The following is a 16,940-nucleotide window of genomic DNA, read 5'->3' as shown; positions in this document are numbered from 1 at the left end:
GGGGAATGGGGAATGGGGAATGGGGAATGGGGAATGGGGAATGGGGAGCGCAAGAGCATCCCGGCGCCTGGGGCGCGATGCAACTGGGCAGTGCTGCCGATGGCAGACAGCATTTGTTGGGGCGCCGATGCACTACGCGACCTTCGCCCGTGACAACTGCAGCCGCTTCGGCGATTTCCGGCGTCCAGGGGCCGATTCGCAGCCAACTGCGTGCATCCAACCACAACGCGCTGCGCCGCGGGCACCGGCTGCTGCGACCCGCGCGGCACGCCAGCCGATCAGAGAATCGGTACCAGCCCGGCGCCGAAGGCGGTCAGCATGCGCACCAGCAGCCACTTCGGGCCGACATTGACCTCCGGAAAATCGCCCACCGCCACATAGCACTGGCGGAACTGCGGGTCCTGCCGCTTGAGCGGGAACGGGCAATCCGGGCCGGGCTGGAACTCGTAGTTGGTGGCGTAGCGCCATGGCCAGAAGTCCAGCACCGGCAAGGCTTCGGAGACCTTGCCCACGCTGTAGTTCAACCCGCTCAGCACCGGCGGCTTTTCGCGCGGCGCCACCGTCCAGGCATTTTCCGGGGCGACGTCGCGTTCGATGCTGGCAGCCAACGCCTGCGCAAAGCGCGCATCGTCGATCACCACGGCCGCTTCGGTGTTGTAGTTCTCGCTGCGCGGGTCGAAGTTGTGCGTACCGATCACGCCGATGCGGCGATCCACCACCAACGACTTGGCGTGCAAGCCCATGCGCGCACCGGCGCGGGTCACCGGCAGCGGCTTGTTGACCGCGCGCGTGCCCAGGAACGAGGGCCGCGTTTCGGTACGCAACACGCGCCGATCGACCTCGCTCCCGCCCGGCGCACGGCCGCCGCCACTGCCGCGCAGCACGCTGCCGGCGCTCGCGCTGGCGTTGCCTTCCGGGCCGCTGCTGCCGCGCATCGCATTGCCCGCTGCGCTGCCGCCGATCAGGCGATTGTTGCGGCTGTCCCGATTGACCTCGGAAGCGGGGTTGAGCGGGTCCGGCACCAGGTTGGCGTAATCCACCGGGGCGTCGAGCGGAAACGGCTTGAACTCGTACACATTGAAGCCCAGCTCGCGCATGTTGCGGCGTTTGAACTTGTACGAGAGCGCATACACGATGGGGTTGTCGGTGGCGGCCAGGCTATTGGTCGACACCACGATGCGCGGCGGCTGCGGGTGTTTGCGCAACGTGCGGAAGATCGCCTGCGCCTGGTCGGACAACACCAGGTACGGGGTCTGCAGCAGCACTTCCTGCTGCGCGCCGGCAATCAGGCCATCCAGTTCCGGCGCCGTGGACACCGCCTTGGCCGCATGTTCCCGGCGGTGCTTTTGCGGCAGATCGGCCACGTACAGCACACGCTGCACCGGCATGGCCGGGGTCACGAAAGCGTCGCGCACGAATTGCGGGTCGCGCACTTCGCGGTCCACCCGCGCCACCCGGTCGGGCCGGCGGAACTCGGCCGGCGGCATCGTCGGCACGCCCTGCTCCAGCAGCAGGCGCCCGACATCGTTCAGACGCTCGGCCGGGACGCTGCGCCGGGCGCGCCAGAACGCATCGAAATTGGCGGCCATGGCGCGCACTTCCGGCCCGGCCAGAATCACGTCGCGGTCGCGGAAGTTGTACTCGCTGTCCCAGTCGTAATAGTCGTCCTGGTAATTGCGCCCACCGACCACGCCCAGCACGTCGTCCACCACCAGCAGCTTGTTGTGCATGCGCTGGTTGAAGCGGCGGAAGCAACACAGCACGCTGCCGGCATAGTCGAAGTAATTGAGTTTGACCTTGCCGAAGGTGGGGTTGTAGATGCGCAGCTGCAGGTTTTCATGACTGCTGGCCAGCGCACCGAGAATCTGCAGATCGGCGATCGCCGACAACTGATCGATCAGGATGCGCACCTTGACCCCGCGTTGGGCGGCGTCCACCAGTGCGTCCAGCACCATGCGCGCGCTGTCGTCCTTGTCGAAGATGTAGGTCTGCAGATCGATGCTGCGGGTGGCGCTGCGGATCAGGTTGAGCCGGGCCACCAGCGATTCTTCGCCGTGGTCGACGATGGTGGCGTAATGCCGCGGTGCCGCCGGTGTGGAGGCGGTCATCGCCTCCCCGCCCAGCGCGCGCAATGGCGAGGGTTGCGCACAGCGATCGGCCTGGCTGCAATTGACTACAGTGCTGCGTGCCGCGGCAGCGACACCGGCGGCACGGTTGCGTTCGGTTTGTGACAGGCTGGCGCATCCGGTGCCGAGCAACAACGTTGCCAGCACGCACACCCTCAACAGGCACTTCACGGGCGCCGCGCCTCCTGCAGGCGCCCACGCAGAATGAACGTCACCCTGTCGCCCAGGGCCATCTGCCACGCATTCATTCCGTAACGTCCACGCAGGACCGTCCCTCGACTGATCACGTCGCAATCATAGCCCGGCCGCGTGCATTCGGCCGGCACCACATGCAGCGTTTCCAGATGGGTGATTCCGCGGATGGTCAGGTTGCCGACGATGTCGCCACCCTGCTTCACCACTTCGTCGACATACGGCAGCGACTCGAATTCGACGACCGGGTACTGCGCAACGTCGAAGAAATCTTCCCCGCGCATCCAGCTGGTGTAGCGGTCCTTGCCGGGGATCTCCACCTGAGTGGCGTCCAGCCGGAAGCGCACCTGCTGACGCCCATCGGCCAAGGTCACCACATCACCGCGAAAACGCGGGAAAAACCCCTCGATCTTCATTCCGAAGCGCGTCTTGATCTCGAACCCGAAGCGCGATTGCGCCGGGTCGATGGACTGCACCTTCTGCTGCGCCATGCAGGGGAACACGACCCAGAGCGCGAGCCAGGCGTACCAGCGCAGCGACGATGACACGGATCAGGGCCACCAGAAGGCGGTCAGGCGGGCGATGCCCGGCTCGATGGTGGCGTCCAGCGGCAAGGCCAGCAACGCGATCGAGGCGGTGGGCATGCCGCGGTAATCGCCGGTCTGGCCGCTGTGCATCAGCGCTGCCAGCCGTTCCAGGCCAGGGTTGTGGCCCACCAGCAGCAGGCGCTCGGCCTCGCGATGTTCGTCCACCAGGCTGGCCAGGGTGCCGGGCGTGGCCTCATAGATGCGTTCGTCCAGCCGTTGTTCGATGTAGCCGGTGAGCTCGAGCACCGCCTCCAGGGTTTCGCGGGCGCGGCGGGCCGGGGAGCACAGCACCCGGTCGGGCACCAGCCGCTGCTCGCGCAGCCAACGCCCGGCCGCCTCGGCCTCGGCGATGCCGTGCGGCGACAGCGGGCGATCGAAATCGGCCTGGCCGGTATCGGCCGGTTCGGCGTGGGCATGTCGCAACAAGATCAATTCGCGCATAGGAACTTTCCGGTTCTAGGACTTCTTGAGCCACTTGAACAGCGGCTCCCAGTCCTGTTGATGGTCGCGCACCTGCGCCGAGCGGTAGTCGAACAAGCTGCGTCCCAGCCCGGCCATCACCACATAGGCCTGGGTGTCGCGCAGTTGGGTCACCAGCGGATACGGCCAGTTGCCGATCATGTCGGCGGCCTGTTGCGAGGTCTGGGTCCAGGGACGGGCACGATTGAGCACCAGGCCCACCGGCAGTTTGCGCTGATGCACGCGCGGCACCTTGGCCAGCGTGTTGAGAAAGCCGACCACCGCTTCGATATCCAGCGCCGAGGACAACACCGGTACCACGATGGCATCGACGTGGTCGAGAAATCCGCTCAGGTCGTCGGCCATGGCACCGGCCGGCGCATCGACGATCAGGGCATCGGTGCCGTCCGGCACGGCGCTCTGCCAGCTGCGGCGCTTGGTGGCGTCGATCGGCAAGACCGCACTTTCCAGGCTGGCGCGGCGCTCTGCCCAGCGGGTGGACGAGCCTTGCGGATCGGCATCTGCCAGCACGGTGCGCTGGCCTTGCAACGCCGCATGTGCGGCCAGATTGGTGGCGATCGTGGTCTTGCCGACGCCGCCTTTGGAGGCGGCCACCAGGACTGTCTTCATGCACGCCTCGCTTCCGGGAGCAAGCCGGCAGCGTACACCGCGGCAAGGTGAGGAAGTAGTCGAAACGCGTTAAACGCACTGCTGCGGGACAGGCAACGACAGCGCAGACCTTCAGCCGATGCGCGCAAGGCCTTGCGCCGCAGCTGTGCGTGGCAACGATGGAAGCCTGGCACGGCGCAAGATCGTCCACGCGTATCGCTCAGCCGCGGCGTCGCAATGCAGCATGGCGCCGATGTTGCAGGTGTTGGCGTACCACAGCCCGAACAAGCGCAAGCGTGTGCCTGCGGCGCCAGCGCGCTCTGGCTGCTGCGAGCGTTACGGTTTCACGCCACCAGCCGCGCCAGCAGCCAGGCCCACGCAGGCAGCGTCAGCAACGACAGCAGGATGCTGTAGCCGACCATCGCTGCAGCCAGGCGCGGGGCCAGCCGGTGCGAAATGGCCAGCGCGGCGGCGGTGATCATGGTGGGCATGGCCGATTCGAGCACGTTGGTCTGCAGCATCTGCCCATGCAGGCCCAGCCCCCAGGACAACGGCAAGGCCAGGACCGGCATCAGCAGCAGCTTGAACACCAGGCCCACCGCCAAGGGCTTGAGTTCGTCGGCAGGCAGGCGCAGCTGCAGCGAAAAGCCCACCGACAGCATCACCAGCGGCAACATCGCATCGGCCAGGTTCTTCAGGCCCAAGCCAATCCAGGCCGGCGGTTGCTCGGGCATCAGGGTCAAGGCGAACAGCAGCGCCCACAACGGCGGGAACTGCAGCACGCGCATCGCGATCAGCCGTGCGGTCGGCGGGGTGTCGCCGCTGTACCGGGCCAGCACATACAGCCCGAACGTGGACAGCAACACGAAGGTGCCGAACTGGTCGTAGACCACTGCATACGGCAGCGCGTGATCGCCGATCAGCGCGCGCACCATCGGAAAGCCGATGAAGCTTGAATTGGTAAACACCACACACATCAGCAGCGCGGCGTATTCGGCGCGGCCCAAGCGCAACAGGCGGCTGCAACCCCACAGCAACGGCACGATGATGGCGGTCAGCAGCCATGGCGTGGCAATCACCCCACCGAGCGAAGCATCCAGATGCAGGCGCGGGACATAGGTCAGCACCGACGCCGGCAGGCAGATGTACAGCACGATGCGGTTGAGCACATCGGCGCTGTTGTCCGGCAACACCCGCAGGCGGGCGAACAGCAGGCCCAGCCCCAACATGGCCAGAATCAAGGCAAATGCATCTACCGCCATGCGCGATCGTGTCCGTTGGAAAGCGATGCACAGGATCGCATAGCGCGCGGTGCGCGCATCGGTGGATGCGTTGGCCTGGCTGGGGTGCAAGGTGCACGCCACCCGAGCTCCGGTCACCGCGGAGCTGCCACGACCGCATCGTTTCCCTATGCGGAAGCCAGCGTATCGAACACGCGGCGCCCTCGCCGCTCCGGACAATGCGTTGGTCAAACACGTCCTTGCACCGTGTTCCGCGATGGTGGGCGGACCAGGCCGTGGAGCAAGCTTGCAGCGCCGAGTGCGCGACACGCCGTGAACCCGTCCGTGGAGGCTCGATGGCGGGATCCATGCCGCCAACGGTCCCGCGATCGGCAAGCACAGCGCATCAGACAGTTCGTTGGTGACTCGATTGAAGGAGCGAGGACGCCGCGCCAGCCAGGCGACCTGCTGCTGTCTTAGCTCTGCGCATCGACCATCTCAACTGGTCCTTGCGCCCGCCGTCGCGGGACCTTACGCGGCACGGCTGCCGCGCAAGCGCTTACAAAAACGTACTTGCAGCGTGTCCTGCGATGGTGGGCGGACAAGGACCCCGCAGCCACGCCACAGACCAACGCGTTGCTCTCCCGCATCGACTTCGCAACGTCGGCACGCCAAAGTTTTGAGTCGTGACTGCGATCAGGCGCAGACCTGCTCAGCCTTTCACTGAGCTAGCGGAATCAACGATTAGACGTCTTCGTTTCAAGTAGGCGGCAGGCCGACGCGCCAGATGGCGCCTGGCGTATCGGCAAATGGCGGCAACCGGTCGATTCACTGCACACGCCGCGCTGCAGGAACTCCCGCAGCGCGGCGAGGCGCTTACGGAAACGCCGGCGGGTTGGCCTGCCAGGCCGCAAAGACCTCGGCCAGGCTGGCGCGCTCTGCCTCGCGCCATTCCGGCAACAGGCTGGCGTAGTTGGCGGTACTGCTCCAACGGTCCGGCCAGGTGCGCACGGCTGCGGCATACCACTCGACCGCCTCCTGCTTGCGTCCGGCGCGCCAGAGCGCCAGTGCAGCCGTGGTCGGCAGCCATTCCGGCGTGGCCGGACGGCCATTGGCCAGGTTGGCCCATTGCTGCAGCGCCTTGTCGGGCTGGTCGGCACGCAGCAGGTCCCATCCATAGTTCCAGGTGATGGCCCGGTACTGCTGGCTGCCGTTGGAGACCAGCGCCAGCGCGCCCTGATACAACTCATCGCCCAACTGGGTGCGCCCGCCCGCATAAGCCAGCGCCGCCAACTGCGCGCGCGGATCGGCCGCACGGGCGTCGCGTTGCACCATCGCCGCCAGCCGGTCGACGACTGCATCGCCCTGGCCCTGTACGGCCACAACGGCCTTGGTGGTACCGCGGTCTTCGTCGAAATAGAACTCCTTGGGCTTGGGCAAGCTCTGCGCCTGCGCCAACGACCACACCCCTCCGAGCAGGGCCAGAGCGGCCCACGCGTATTTCCTTTTCACTGTGTTTTCCCCTGACAGCAAACGACCCCTTCCCATCCCCATCCTACCCGCAGCGCGTCGGCTGCGCATCCGCACAGGGATAGGTGCGGAAAAGCTGACTGTTACACTTTGCGCCGCCGTTTTGGAATCCGTCGGGTGCGTCAGATAGTTTCAGATGACATGCACCGGGGCCCAGCCACCCTTTCCGGGCACGCCATGACCAGTACCGCTGCGCTTTCTTCTCCCGACTCTGCCAACACGCCGGAGCTCGGCCGGGTGGATGCGGACTACACGCTGGACCACAAGTACACGCGCACCGATGGGCGCATCTACCTGTCCGGTGTGCAGGCGCTGGTGCGGCTGCCGCTGCTGCAGCGCCTGCGCGATGACGCCGCCGGGCTGGAGACCGCCGGCTTCATCAGCGGCTACCGCGGCAGCCCGCTGGGCGGGCTGGACCTGGAACTGTGGCGGGCGCGCAAACACCTGGACGCGGCCAAGGTCACCTTCACTCCAGGTCTGAACGAGGACCTTGCCGCCACCATGGTGTGGGGCACCCAGCAGACCAACCTGTTCCCCGGCGCGAACGTGCAGGGCGTCTACGGCATGTGGTACGGCAAAGGGCCGGGCGTGGACCGCAGCGGCGACGTCTTCAAGCACGGCAATGCCGCCGGCACCTCGCCGTTTGGCGGCGTGCTGGCGCTGGCCGCCGACGACCATGCCTGCCGCAGCTCGACCCTGCCGCACGGGTCCGAAGACGAATTCGTCAGCGCGATGATGCCCATCCTCAATCCGGCCGGGGTACAGGACATCCTGGACATGGGCCTGCTCGGCTGGGCGATGAGCCGCTACACCGGGCGCTGGATCGGCTTCAAGACGATTGCCGAAACGGTGGAATCGTCCGCCTCGGTGGACGTGGACCCGTTCGCGCGCACCATCGTGCTGCCGGAGGATTTCGCACTGCCGCCGGGCGGCTTGAGCATCCGCTGGCCGGACCCGCCAGTGGACCAGGAGATGCGCCTGCACCGGTATGCGATCGCCGCCGCGCAAGCCTTTGCGCGCGCAAACCACATCGACAAGGTGGTGTTGGATTCACCAAATGCGCGACTGGGCATCGTCACCACCGGCAAGAGCTACCTGGACGTGCTGCAGGCGCTGGAATACCTGGGTCTGGACGCGCAGGCCTGCGCGCAGATCGGCATCCGCGTCTACAAGGTCGGCATGACCTGGCCGCTGGAGCCGGCAGGGATCAGCGCGTTTGCGCAGGGGCTTGAAGACATCGTGGTGGTGGAAGAGAAAAAGGCCTTCATCGAGCGCCAGATGAAGGAACTGTTCTACAACTGGCCGGCCAGCGCCGGCGCGCGGCCGAGCATTGTCGGCAAGTACGATGAGCAGGGCGCGTGGATCCTGCCGTCCACCGGCGAACTGACGCCGGCCACCATCGCGGCGGTGATCGGCAGGCGCATCCTGCGCCTGCTGCAATCGAGCACGATCAATACCGATTCGATCCAGCAGCGGCTGCGCTGGATGGACGCCAAGGAAGCGGAAATGGCTTTGCCGCGCGCGCAATTCCCGCGCGTGCCGCATTACTGCTCCGGCTGCCCGCACAACACCTCCACCGCCGTGCCGGAAGGCTCGCGCGCGCTGGGCGGTATCGGTTGCCACTACATGGTGACCTGGATGAACCGTGCCACCGACACCTTCACCCACATGGGCGGCGAAGGCGTCACGTGGTCCGGGCAGGCGCCGTTTACCGACACCCCGCACGTGTTCCAGAACCTGGGCGATGGCACGTATTTCCATAGCGGCTCGCTGGCGATCCGGCAGTCGGTCGCCACCGGCGTCAACATCACCTACAAGATTCTCTACAACGATGCGGTGGCGATGACCGGCGGGCAGCCGGTGGACGGCACGCTTACCGTGCCGGACATCGCCCACCAGCTGCGCGCCGAAGGCATCCATGAGATTGCGGTGGTCAGCGACGACATCGGCAAGTGGACGCGGCGGCGCGAGCTGTTTCCGCCTGAGGTCGCGTTTCACGATCGTGGCGAACTGGATGCGGTGCAGCAGCACCTGCGCACCGTCAAGGGCGTGTCGATCCTGATCTTCGACCAGACCTGCGCCACCGAGAAACGCCGCCGTCGCAAGCGCGGCAAGCTGGTCGATCCGCCCAAGCGGGTGATGATCAATTCGCTGGTGTGCGAAGGCTGCGGCGATTGCGGCGAGAAAAGCTTTTGCGTGTCGGTGTTGCCGAAGGAAACCGAATTCGGGCGCAAGCGCCAGATCGACCAGTCCAACTGCAACAAGGATTATTCCTGCGTCGCGGGCTTTTGCCCGAGCTTTGTCACCGTGCATGGCGGTGCCCCGCGCAAGGGCAAGCGGCGCGACGCCAGCACGCTGCTGGACACGCTTCCCTCACCGCCCAAGCGCACCGCGCTGGAACGGCCCTGGAACATCCTGATCACCGGCGTCGGCGGCACCGGCGTGGTGACCATCGGCGCGCTGCTCGGCATGGCCGGGCACCTGGAAGGCAAGGGCGCCACGGTGCTGGACCAGACCGGCCTGGCGCAGAAAGGCGGCGCGGTGACCACGCATATCCGCATCGCACGCCAGCCCGCCGACATCCACGCCGTGCGCATCGCCGCCGGCGAAGCAGACCTGGTGCTGGGCTGCGACATGGTGGTGGTCAACGATTATTGGGCGCTCTCCAAAGTGCGCGATGGCCGCACCCAGGTGGTGCTCAACACCTACGAAGCAATGCCGGGCACGTTCACCACGCAACCGGACCTGCAGTTTCCCGCTGCCGAGATCATCGCCGGTGTGCGCACTGCGCTCGGTGGCCAGGAGCCGTTGTTGCTGGATGCCACGCAGCTGGCAACGGCGTTGCTGGGCGACGCCATCGCCAGCAATCTGTTCGTGCTCGGCTACGCGTGGCAGCACGGGTTGGTGCCGCTATCGCATGCGGCGCTGATGCGCGCGATCGAACTCAATGGTGCAGCCGTTGCGATGAATCAGCAGGCGTTCGCCTGGGGGCGCCTGGCGGCGATCGATCTGCCGGCGGTGCAACGCGCTGCGGGTCTGGCCAGTGCCGACGCGCCTGCACATCTGCATGGCGATACACCGCATGCACGCGGACCAGGCAGCTGGGAAGAGCACGATCTCAGCGGCCAGAGCGCACCGCGTGCGCTGGCACAGACCGACGGCAGCACGTTGCATGGCGAGGTCGCTGCACCGGCCGCGCCGCTCGACGACGAGCAGTTGGCGCATTCGCTGGACGAGGCCATCGCGCGTCGCGTCGCGTTCCTGACCGACTACCAGGATGCGGCCTACGCGCAGCGTTATCGCAGCCTGGTCGAGCGCGTACGCACGCACGAGCTGCAGCGCGTGCCCGGCAGCAGCGCACTGACCGAGGCGGTGGCCCGGTACGCCTTCAAGCTGATGGCCTACAAGGATGAATACGAGGTGGCGCGGCTGTATACGCGTGGCGATTTCCAGCGTCGGTTGCAACAACAGTTCGAGGGCGACTACACCCTGCGCTTCCATCTGGCGCCGCCGTTGCTGGCAAAGAAAGACGCACACGGCAACCTGATCAAACGCGAGTACGGGCCGTGGATGTTCACCGCCTTCAAGCTGCTGGCGCGATTGAAGTTCCTGCGTGGCGGCAAGTTCGACGTCTTCGGCTACAGCGAAGAACGGCGTGGCGAGCGTCGGCTGATTGCCGATTACAGCGCAACCGTGGACATGCTGCTGGAACGGCTGGATGCCGATAACGTGGGCTTGGCCGCGCAGATCGCCAGCATTCCGGAACACATTCGCGGCTATGGCCACGTCAAGCACGCGCATCTGCAGGAAGCCAGGGCGCGCGAAGCCGCGCTGCTGGCGCAGTGGCGTAATCCCAAGGCGTTGCATGTGGTGCAGGCGGCCTGATGTCACCGAACGATTACATCCTTTTGATGTAGTCGCTCGGCGACATTCGGTTTAATCCCGCTACTTAATCCCGCAACATACGGAAGCTGGCGCATCCACTCAATGGGGCTTCAGTCGAAATGCGGCCCACGCATCAGTCGAATCGGTCCGCGTGCGGTGGCAGGGTCCACAGTTCGACCCTGCTGGGTGATCCGTACCAGGCCTCTGCCTGCGGCAGCTGCGGCCACCGTACGCACCTGGGGCATCAGGCTTCGCCACACCGCCGCGTCATCGCTCAAAGCACGCGCGACTTCCGAGGGACAGATCGATTGCTCGGGCCGACGTTGCGCAAGCAGGTGCCGGATCAACGCGGCAACCTGCGCATCATCGGGCGACTGCACGCCTGCCCCGCAGGATCACAATGGGCGCAGCAGGCGCAGGCCGAACCAATCCTTGGCATCGTTCCAGCCGTGGGTGACCTTGAGCCCGGCTGCGGCAGCCAGTTCGGCAAAACGCGCGTCGGTGTATTTGCAGCTGTATTCGACCTGCATCGCTTCGCCTTCGGCAAACGCGATGTCCTTGCCGCCGACCCGCACCTGCTGCGCGCGTTGGCTGACCAGGAAGGTTTCGATGCGGCCGCGCTCACGGACATACACCGCGTGGTGACGGAAACCGTCCAGATCGAAATCGCTCCCGATCTCGCGATTGAGCCGCGCCAGCAGGTTGAGGGTGAACTCGGCGGTGACGCCGGCTGCATCGTTGTAGGCCGCCTCGATCAGCCCGGCGTCCTTGTCCAGATCGATACCGATCAGGGCGCAACCATCGCTGCCCATGGTCTGGCGCATCGCATCCAGCAATTCGATCGCGGCCGCATCGGCGAAATTGCCGAGCGTGGAGCCGGGGAAGAACACCACGTGCCGCCGCGCCGGGCGCTGCGCATCGGGCAGGCGCAGCGGCTTGGTGAAGTCGGTGCACACCGGCAACATCTGGATCTGCGGAAATTGCTGGGCCAGCCGCGCGGTGCTTTCCAGCAGCGCGGTACGGGAGATTTCCAGCGGCGTGTAGGCCACCACATCGCGCAGGCCCTGCAGCAGCAACTCGGTCTTGCGGCCGCTGCCGCTGCCGTATTCGACCACATGCACGCCAGCGCCGATCGCCTGAGCGATCGAGCCCATGCTGGCTTCCAGCAAACTCAGCTCGGTGCTGGTGAGGTAATACTCCGGCTGCTGCGTAATGGCTTCGAACAGTTGCGAGCCGCGCGCATCGTAGAAATATTTCGACGGCAGCGTCTTGGGCGTTTGCGACAACCCCGCCAGTGCATCGGCGGTGATGTCGTCCGGCTGCGGGCGCAGGTCGGTCAGCGCGGCGTGCGCGCGTTGCAGGGCATGGGCGGCGGCGTTCAAGGCAGATCCTTGGCAAGGCGCACGCCGGCAAACTGCCAACGCGCATCGGAGGGGAAAAAGTTGCGGTAACTGGCACGCAGATGGCTGGCCGGGCTGGCGCAACTGCCACCACGCAAGACCCATTGCGCATTCATGAATTTGCCGTTGTATTCGCCCAGCGACCCGGGCCACGGGGTAAAGCCTGGATACGGCAGGTACGCACTACCGGTCCACTCCCAGACATCGCCGAACAGCTGCTGGATACCGGTGTCCACTGCTTCTGCGCCACGCGGATGCAACGCATCGGTGTCGACGAAATTGCCCTGTACCGGCACGCCGGTCGCGGCCTGCTCCCACTCGGCTTCGGTGGGAAGGCGCGCACCGGCCCAGCGCGCGAACGCATCGGCTTCGAACAGGCTCAGATGACAGACCGGCGCGTGTGGATCGCGCGTGCGCCAGCCGTCCAGCGTGAACTCGCGGCCATCGGCATCCCAATACAAGGGATGTTGCCAACCCTGCGCCTGCACCATCGCCCAGCCATCGCTGAGCCAGGCACCGGCACTGCGGTAGCCGCCGTCATCGATGAATTGCTGGAACTCGGCGTTGGTGACCACACGGCTGGCCAGCGCATGCGCACCGACCAGCACGCGATGGCGCGGCGATTCGTTGTCGTAGGCGAAGATGTCGGCCTGTGGCCATGCAGCGGCGCCGATCTGGACGATCTGCTCGTCGCGCGCATGCCAGCGCAGCGGGCTGGCAACGGCCGCAGGCGGTGTGGGCAGGTCACGGTAGGCCGGCTGCAACGGGTTGCTCCACAGCGCATGCTTGATATCGGTCAGCAGCAACTCCTGGTGTTGCTGCTCGTGCTGGATGCCGAGCTGCACGACGGTGCAGGCCTGTGCATCGAGCAGGCCCTCGCGCAAGCGCTGTTGCATCTGCCTATCGACCGCAGCACGGTAGTCGCGTACCTGCTGCAACGAGGGGCGCGAAAGCACGCCGCGGCGGGCCCGCGCATGCATCGGCCCCACGCTCTGGTAGTAGCTGTTGAACAGGAAGTCCCAGGCCGGGTCGAACACGCGGTACGCCGGATCGGCCTGCAGCACGAAGCGTTCGAAAAACCAGGTGGTGTGCGCCAGATGCCATTTGCTCGGGCTCGCGTCCGGCATGCTCTGCACCATCGCGTCTTCGGCGCTCAAGGGTGCGGCGAGACGGTCGCTCAGCGCGCGGGTCTGCGCGTAGCGTTCCAGCAGCATCAACTGCTGTTGCTGGAGGTGGCCCAGCAGAGGTGAGAGTGCAGACATCGCCCTATGCTTGGGGAGCGCCCGTGAACGTGCCGTGTGGGCAGCGTGGCAGCCAGCGGTAAGCTGTGGGCATGTCATCGCCATCTCTGTCCAGTACGCTTGCTGCGCCCCTCGCGTGGGCCCAGCGTCAGCAGGCGTTCGCGCTGCCTTCCGGGGTCATCCATCTGGATGCGGCGTCGCGTGGTCCGTTGTTGCGCGCCATGCAGACCGTTGCGCACCAGGCGGTCGATGCAATGGCCACACCATGGCGGTTGCCGTTCGATACCTGGTTACAGCAGATCGAGCAGGTGCGCGGACTTGCGGCCGCGCTATTGGACGGCGATGCCGATGCGGTGGCCATGGTGCCGTCGGCCGCGCACGGCCTGGCCACGGCCGCGCGCAATCTGCCTGTGCAAGCCGGCGACGCAGTGCTGGTGCTGGAAGGGCAATTTCCGTCCAATCTGTTGATCTGGCAGCGCCGCTGCGCAGAGACCGGCGCGCATCTGGTGGCGGTGCCCGCCACCGCTGGCGGCAGCTTGACCGATGCAGTGCTGCAGACCATTGCCGACACGCCTGCGCTGCGGATTGCCAGCTTGCCGCATGCGTACTGGCTGGACGGGCGAATGCTGGATCTGGACCGCATCAGTGCCGCCATGCAGGCACGCGGCGCTGCCCTGGTGCTGGACTTGAGCCAGAGCCTTGGGGTGTTGCCACCGGATCTGCCGCGCTGGCAACCGGATTTCGTGGTCAGCGTCGGGCACAAATGGTTGCTCGGGCCGATGGGATTGGCATGGCTGTGGGTCGCGCCGCAGTGGCGCACGGACGGGCTGCCGATCGAAGAACACTGGATCGGCCGCGATGCGGGCAGCAGTTGGGAATTTCCGGTGGCCAGCGCGCCGCGGTATCGCAGCGGTGCACGCCGATTCGATGCGGGCGGGGTTGCCGACCCGTTGCGGGTCGCAACGGCCACGGTGGCCCTGCAACAACTCACCGCGTGGCAGCCGGCGCGCATCGCAGCGGCGTTGGGCGAGTTGACTGCGCATTGGGACGCCGCCCTGCAGGCGCGCGGCGTGGGCAGCTGGTGCACGCCCGGACATGCGCCGCATCTCACCGCACTGCAGCCGCCGGCAGCGGCATTGGATGCGGTGGCAACGGCGCTCGGCGCGAGTGGCGTGATCTGCACGCGTCGGCATGGACGTCTGCGCATCGCGCCACATTTGAGCGTCACCGACCACGCGTTGTCACAGGTCATTGCAGCGCTGCCGGATGGGTGAGGCGGCGCGCAGGCATCGCGGGCCAGGCATCTGCAGCGGTACTGGTTGCAACACATGTACGCAGGCCAGCGCGTCATCAGGCAGCATCGGCAAGGCTCCATCGCAGGCCAGCGCGCTCTACGAACGACAATTGGCGTAAGGATCAGCGGCAGCGAAGCGGCGCGCGCGATTTTCAGCGATTGAACCCGCGTCACTGCCGCTGGCTGATCCGCAACCCACGCGGCGTGACCCATCGCTCCGCGCCTTCGAACACCGCCTGCACCAGCAGCGCAAGCACGGCAGCGGGAATGGCGCCTTCCAAAATCAGGCCGATATCGTCCAGACGGATGCCGGTGAGAATCGGTTGGCCATAGCCGCCCGCACCGATCAGCGCACCCAGCGTGGCGGTGCCCACATTGATCACCGCCGCGGTCTGGATGCCGGCCACGATCGTGCGGCGGGCCAGCGGCAGTTCCACCCGCCACAGGCGTGTCCACGCGGGCAATCCGATGGCGTGCGCAGTCTGGCGCAGTTCGCGTGGGATCGAGGTCAGCCCGGCATGGGTGTTGCGCACGATCGGCAGCAGGCTATACAAGAACAGCGCGGCAATCGCCGGCTTGGCGCCGATGCCGAACAGCGGAATCATGAAGACGAATACCGCCAACGACGGCAGCGTCTGCAGCACACCGGTCAACGACAACACCACCTGCCCCAGACGTGGACGCCGCGCCGCCAGCACGCCCAACGGCAGCGCAAGCAGCAACGCCAGACCCAAAGAAATACCCACCAACGCCAGATGCTCGCGCGTATGCCGCAGCAGCCGCGTCAACCGCGAGTCCGTTTCAGAGGCCGGCGTGACGCCCAGCCAACGCGCGGCAACCGCCGCTTCGGACTGCCGCTCCAGTTTGACCTGTGCATTGAGCCGTTGCATGGTCGCTTCATCGATACGTCCTTGCAGCCCCCGCAAGGCCTGCAGCATCGCCGGCGAGCGGTGCGCCAGGTCCTTGCGATACACAAAAATCGCCTGGTAGTCCGGGAAATAATGGCGGTCGTCGCGTAGCACCTGCAGCTGGTAATACGGAATTTCCGCATCGGTGCTGTACAGATCGGTGACCTCGATGGCGCCGCTCTGCAACGCGCGATAGGCCAGGTCGTGATCCAGCCCGGTCGCGGCCTGCGGCAGCGCGTACGCCGCGCGCACGCCCGGCCAGCCATCGGCGCGCTGCATGAACTCATTGCTCAGACCGATCTTGAGGCTGGGATGCCGTGCAAGATCCGACAACGAGGCGATGCCCAATGCCTGCGCACGTTCGCGCTTCATACCGAAGGCATAGGTGTTCTGGAAACCCAGCGAATCGGTCATCGCCAGCCCGCGTGCGTCGAGTGCGGCACGCAGCTCGGCCTGGCTGGCGTTGGGCAGTTGCAGCAGCTCCTGTGCCAGCGTGCCGGTGTATTCGGCATACGCGTCGATCTGCCCGGTCTCCAGCGCCCGCCACAGGATGCGCGTGCCACCGAGTTGTGCGCGGTGCTGCACGTCTACACCATCACGTTTGCCGGCGGCGGTGGCGATTTCGCCAAGAATCACCGCTTCGGTGAAGTTCTTCGACCCAATGGTGACCTGCGCGGCCTGCGCGCTAACACTGCAGATCAGCCACACCACGGCGATGAGCGCACGCGCCATCATGCGGCATCGCCAATGCTGCGCTGGGCGGTGAGAAAGCGCTGCACGAACGCATCGGCCGGCTGCTCCAGCAGATCGCGCGCACGGCCTTGCTGCACGATGCGGCCGGCGCGCATCAGCACCAGGTTGTCGGCCAGATAGGCGGCTTCGGCCACGTCATGCGTCACCAGCACCACGGTCTTGCCCAGCTGCGCGAACAGTTCGCGCATTTGCGCCTGCAGGTCGTAGCGCACGATGGGATCGAGCGCGCCGAGTGGTTCGTCCAGCAACAAGGCCGGCGGGTCCAGCATCAGTGCACGAATCAGCCCCACGCGCTGGCGTTGACCACCGGAGAGTTCGGCCGGGTAGCGCGCCAGCAACTGCGTTGGCAATTGGCACAGGGCGCACAAGACATCCAGACGCGCCTCGATGCGTTCCCGCGTCCAGCCCAGCGTCTGTGCCAGCAAGGTCACGTTGCTGCGTGCATCCAGATGCGGAAACAGGCCGCCTTCCTGGATGACGTAGCCGATGCGTTGCCGTTGCGCCTGCAGGTTGGCGCGCTGCAACGGGGTGCCGTCGAAAGCGACCGTGCCGCTGTCCGGCCACTCCAGCCCGACCAGCATGCGCAGCACGGTGGATTTGCCGGCGCCGCTCGGGCCGATCAATGCGGTCGTGATGCCGCTGGCAAACGTCAGCGAGACAGCATCGAGTGCGATGGCCTGGCCGTAGCGGCGGCTGACCCGGTCGAGAGTGAACATGCGGCCGAGCTTGCCGAAGG

At 66.2% G+C, this 16,940-nt stretch carries 13 protein-coding genes; 2 read left to right on the top strand and 11 right to left on the bottom strand.

Features of this window, described 5'->3' with window-relative positions; all coding sequences use genetic code 11:
- Positions 1–278 precede the first annotated feature (278 nt).
- The 6 genes from LN450_RS21545 to LN450_RS21520 form a co-directional block, all read right to left on the bottom strand.
- A complete protein-coding gene (locus LN450_RS21545) occupies positions 279–2,297 on the bottom strand; it encodes a phospholipase D family protein (RefSeq protein WP_011345911.1) in 2,019 nt (672 codons plus the stop codon).
- Positions 2,294–2,866, bottom strand: coding sequence for a YceI family protein (locus tag LN450_RS21540; RefSeq protein ID WP_008571534.1), 573 nt, complete (start codon positions 2,864–2,866; stop codon positions 2,294–2,296). The genes LN450_RS21545 and LN450_RS21540 overlap by 4 nt, the downstream gene beginning before the upstream one ends.
- 3 nt (positions 2,867–2,869) lie before the next feature.
- The gene (locus tag LN450_RS21535) at positions 2,870–3,346 is read right to left on the bottom strand and encodes a SixA phosphatase family protein (protein WP_003488452.1); all 477 of its coding nucleotides are present in this window, start codon (positions 3,344–3,346) and stop codon (positions 2,870–2,872) included.
- A 15-nt stretch (positions 3,347–3,361) separates the two neighbouring features.
- Positions 3,362–3,994: a ParA family protein gene (locus LN450_RS21530; protein WP_011345909.1), complete on the bottom strand. Its 633-nt coding sequence runs from the start codon at positions 3,992–3,994 to the stop codon at positions 3,362–3,364.
- Between the two features lie 323 nt (positions 3,995–4,317).
- Entirely contained in the window at positions 4,318–5,235 is a 918-nt protein-coding gene (locus tag LN450_RS21525) for an AEC family transporter (RefSeq protein ID WP_011345908.1), read from the bottom strand.
- 834 nt (positions 5,236–6,069) lie between these two features.
- Entirely contained in the window at positions 6,070–6,705 is a 636-nt protein-coding gene (locus LN450_RS21520; protein WP_008571529.1) for a hypothetical protein, read from the bottom strand.
- A 159-nt stretch (positions 6,706–6,864) separates the two neighbouring features.
- Here LN450_RS21520 and LN450_RS21515 point away from each other — a divergent pair, with 159 nt between their 5' ends.
- Complete coding sequence (locus LN450_RS21515; RefSeq protein WP_170808593.1) at positions 6,865–10,608, top strand: indolepyruvate ferredoxin oxidoreductase family protein; 3,744 nt, start codon at positions 6,865–6,867, stop codon at positions 10,606–10,608.
- A 110-nt stretch (positions 10,609–10,718) separates the two neighbouring features.
- Here the strand turns inward: LN450_RS21515 and LN450_RS21510 are convergent, their stop codons facing one another.
- The 3 genes from LN450_RS21510 to egtB are packed head-to-tail and all read right to left on the bottom strand — an operon-like array spanning position 10,719 to position 13,270.
- Positions 10,719–10,988 carry a DUF3253 domain-containing protein gene (locus tag LN450_RS21510; protein WP_039417763.1) on the bottom strand — a complete coding sequence of 90 codons (270 nt, stop codon included), beginning with the start codon at positions 10,986–10,988 and terminating at the stop codon, positions 10,719–10,721.
- A 15-nt stretch (positions 10,989–11,003) separates the two neighbouring features.
- Positions 11,004–11,990, bottom strand: coding sequence for an L-histidine N(alpha)-methyltransferase (egtD, locus tag LN450_RS21505; protein ID WP_039417761.1), 987 nt, complete (start codon positions 11,988–11,990; stop codon positions 11,004–11,006).
- On the bottom strand, positions 11,987–13,270 hold the full coding sequence (egtB, locus tag LN450_RS21500; RefSeq protein ID WP_039417759.1) for an ergothioneine biosynthesis protein EgtB: 1,284 nt from the start codon (positions 13,268–13,270) through the stop codon (positions 11,987–11,989). The genes egtD and egtB overlap by 4 nt, the downstream gene beginning before the upstream one ends.
- Positions 13,271–13,341: 71 nt before the next feature.
- Between egtB and LN450_RS21495 the strand changes: the two genes are divergently transcribed.
- Positions 13,342–14,523 (top strand): aminotransferase class V-fold PLP-dependent enzyme, encoded by a 1,182-nt coding sequence (locus LN450_RS21495; RefSeq protein WP_011345902.1) that lies wholly within the window; start codon positions 13,342–13,344, stop codon positions 14,521–14,523.
- Positions 14,524–14,713: 190 nt separating this feature from the next.
- On the opposite strand, the gene LN450_RS21490 is transcribed toward LN450_RS21495, so the two are convergent.
- Positions 14,714–16,186 (bottom strand): ABC transporter permease/substrate-binding protein, encoded by a 1,473-nt coding sequence (locus tag LN450_RS21490; protein WP_011345901.1) that lies wholly within the window; start codon positions 16,184–16,186, stop codon positions 14,714–14,716.
- Entirely contained in the window at positions 16,183–16,920 is a 738-nt protein-coding gene (locus tag LN450_RS21485) for an ATP-binding cassette domain-containing protein (protein WP_011345900.1), read from the bottom strand. Before LN450_RS21485 ends, LN450_RS21490 begins: the two co-directional genes overlap by 4 nt.
- Positions 16,921–16,940: the final 20 nt, after the last annotated feature.

Origin of the sequence: Xanthomonas euvesicatoria pv. euvesicatoria, assembly GCF_020880415.1 — a bacterium.
GTDB classification, from domain to species: Bacteria; Pseudomonadota; Gammaproteobacteria; order Xanthomonadales; family Xanthomonadaceae; genus Xanthomonas; species Xanthomonas euvesicatoria.
This window is presented reverse-complemented; position numbering and strand designations above follow the sequence as displayed.

Coding starts and splice junctions, on each gene's coding strand:
- LN450_RS21525 (WP_011345908.1), bottom strand. CDS start 5,235: ATGGCGGTAGATGCATTTGCCTTGATTCTGGCCATGTTGGGGCTGGGC.
- LN450_RS21515 (WP_170808593.1), top strand. CDS start 6,865: ATGCACCGGGGCCCAGCCACCCTTTCCGGGCACGCCATGACCAGTACC.
- LN450_RS21530 (WP_011345909.1), bottom strand. CDS start 3,994: ATGAAGACAGTCCTGGTGGCCGCCTCCAAAGGCGGCGTCGGCAAGACC.
- LN450_RS21495 (WP_011345902.1), top strand. CDS start 13,342: ATGTCATCGCCATCTCTGTCCAGTACGCTTGCTGCGCCCCTCGCGTGG.
- egtB (WP_039417759.1), bottom strand. CDS start 13,270: ATGTCTGCACTCTCACCTCTGCTGGGCCACCTCCAGCAACAGCAGTTG.
- LN450_RS21535 (WP_003488452.1), bottom strand. CDS start 3,346: ATGCGCGAATTGATCTTGTTGCGACATGCCCACGCCGAACCGGCCGAT.
- LN450_RS21490 (WP_011345901.1), bottom strand. CDS start 16,186: ATGATGGCGCGTGCGCTCATCGCCGTGGTGTGGCTGATCTGCAGTGTT.
- LN450_RS21485 (WP_011345900.1), bottom strand. CDS start 16,920: ATGTTCACTCTCGACCGGGTCAGCCGCCGCTACGGCCAGGCCATCGCA.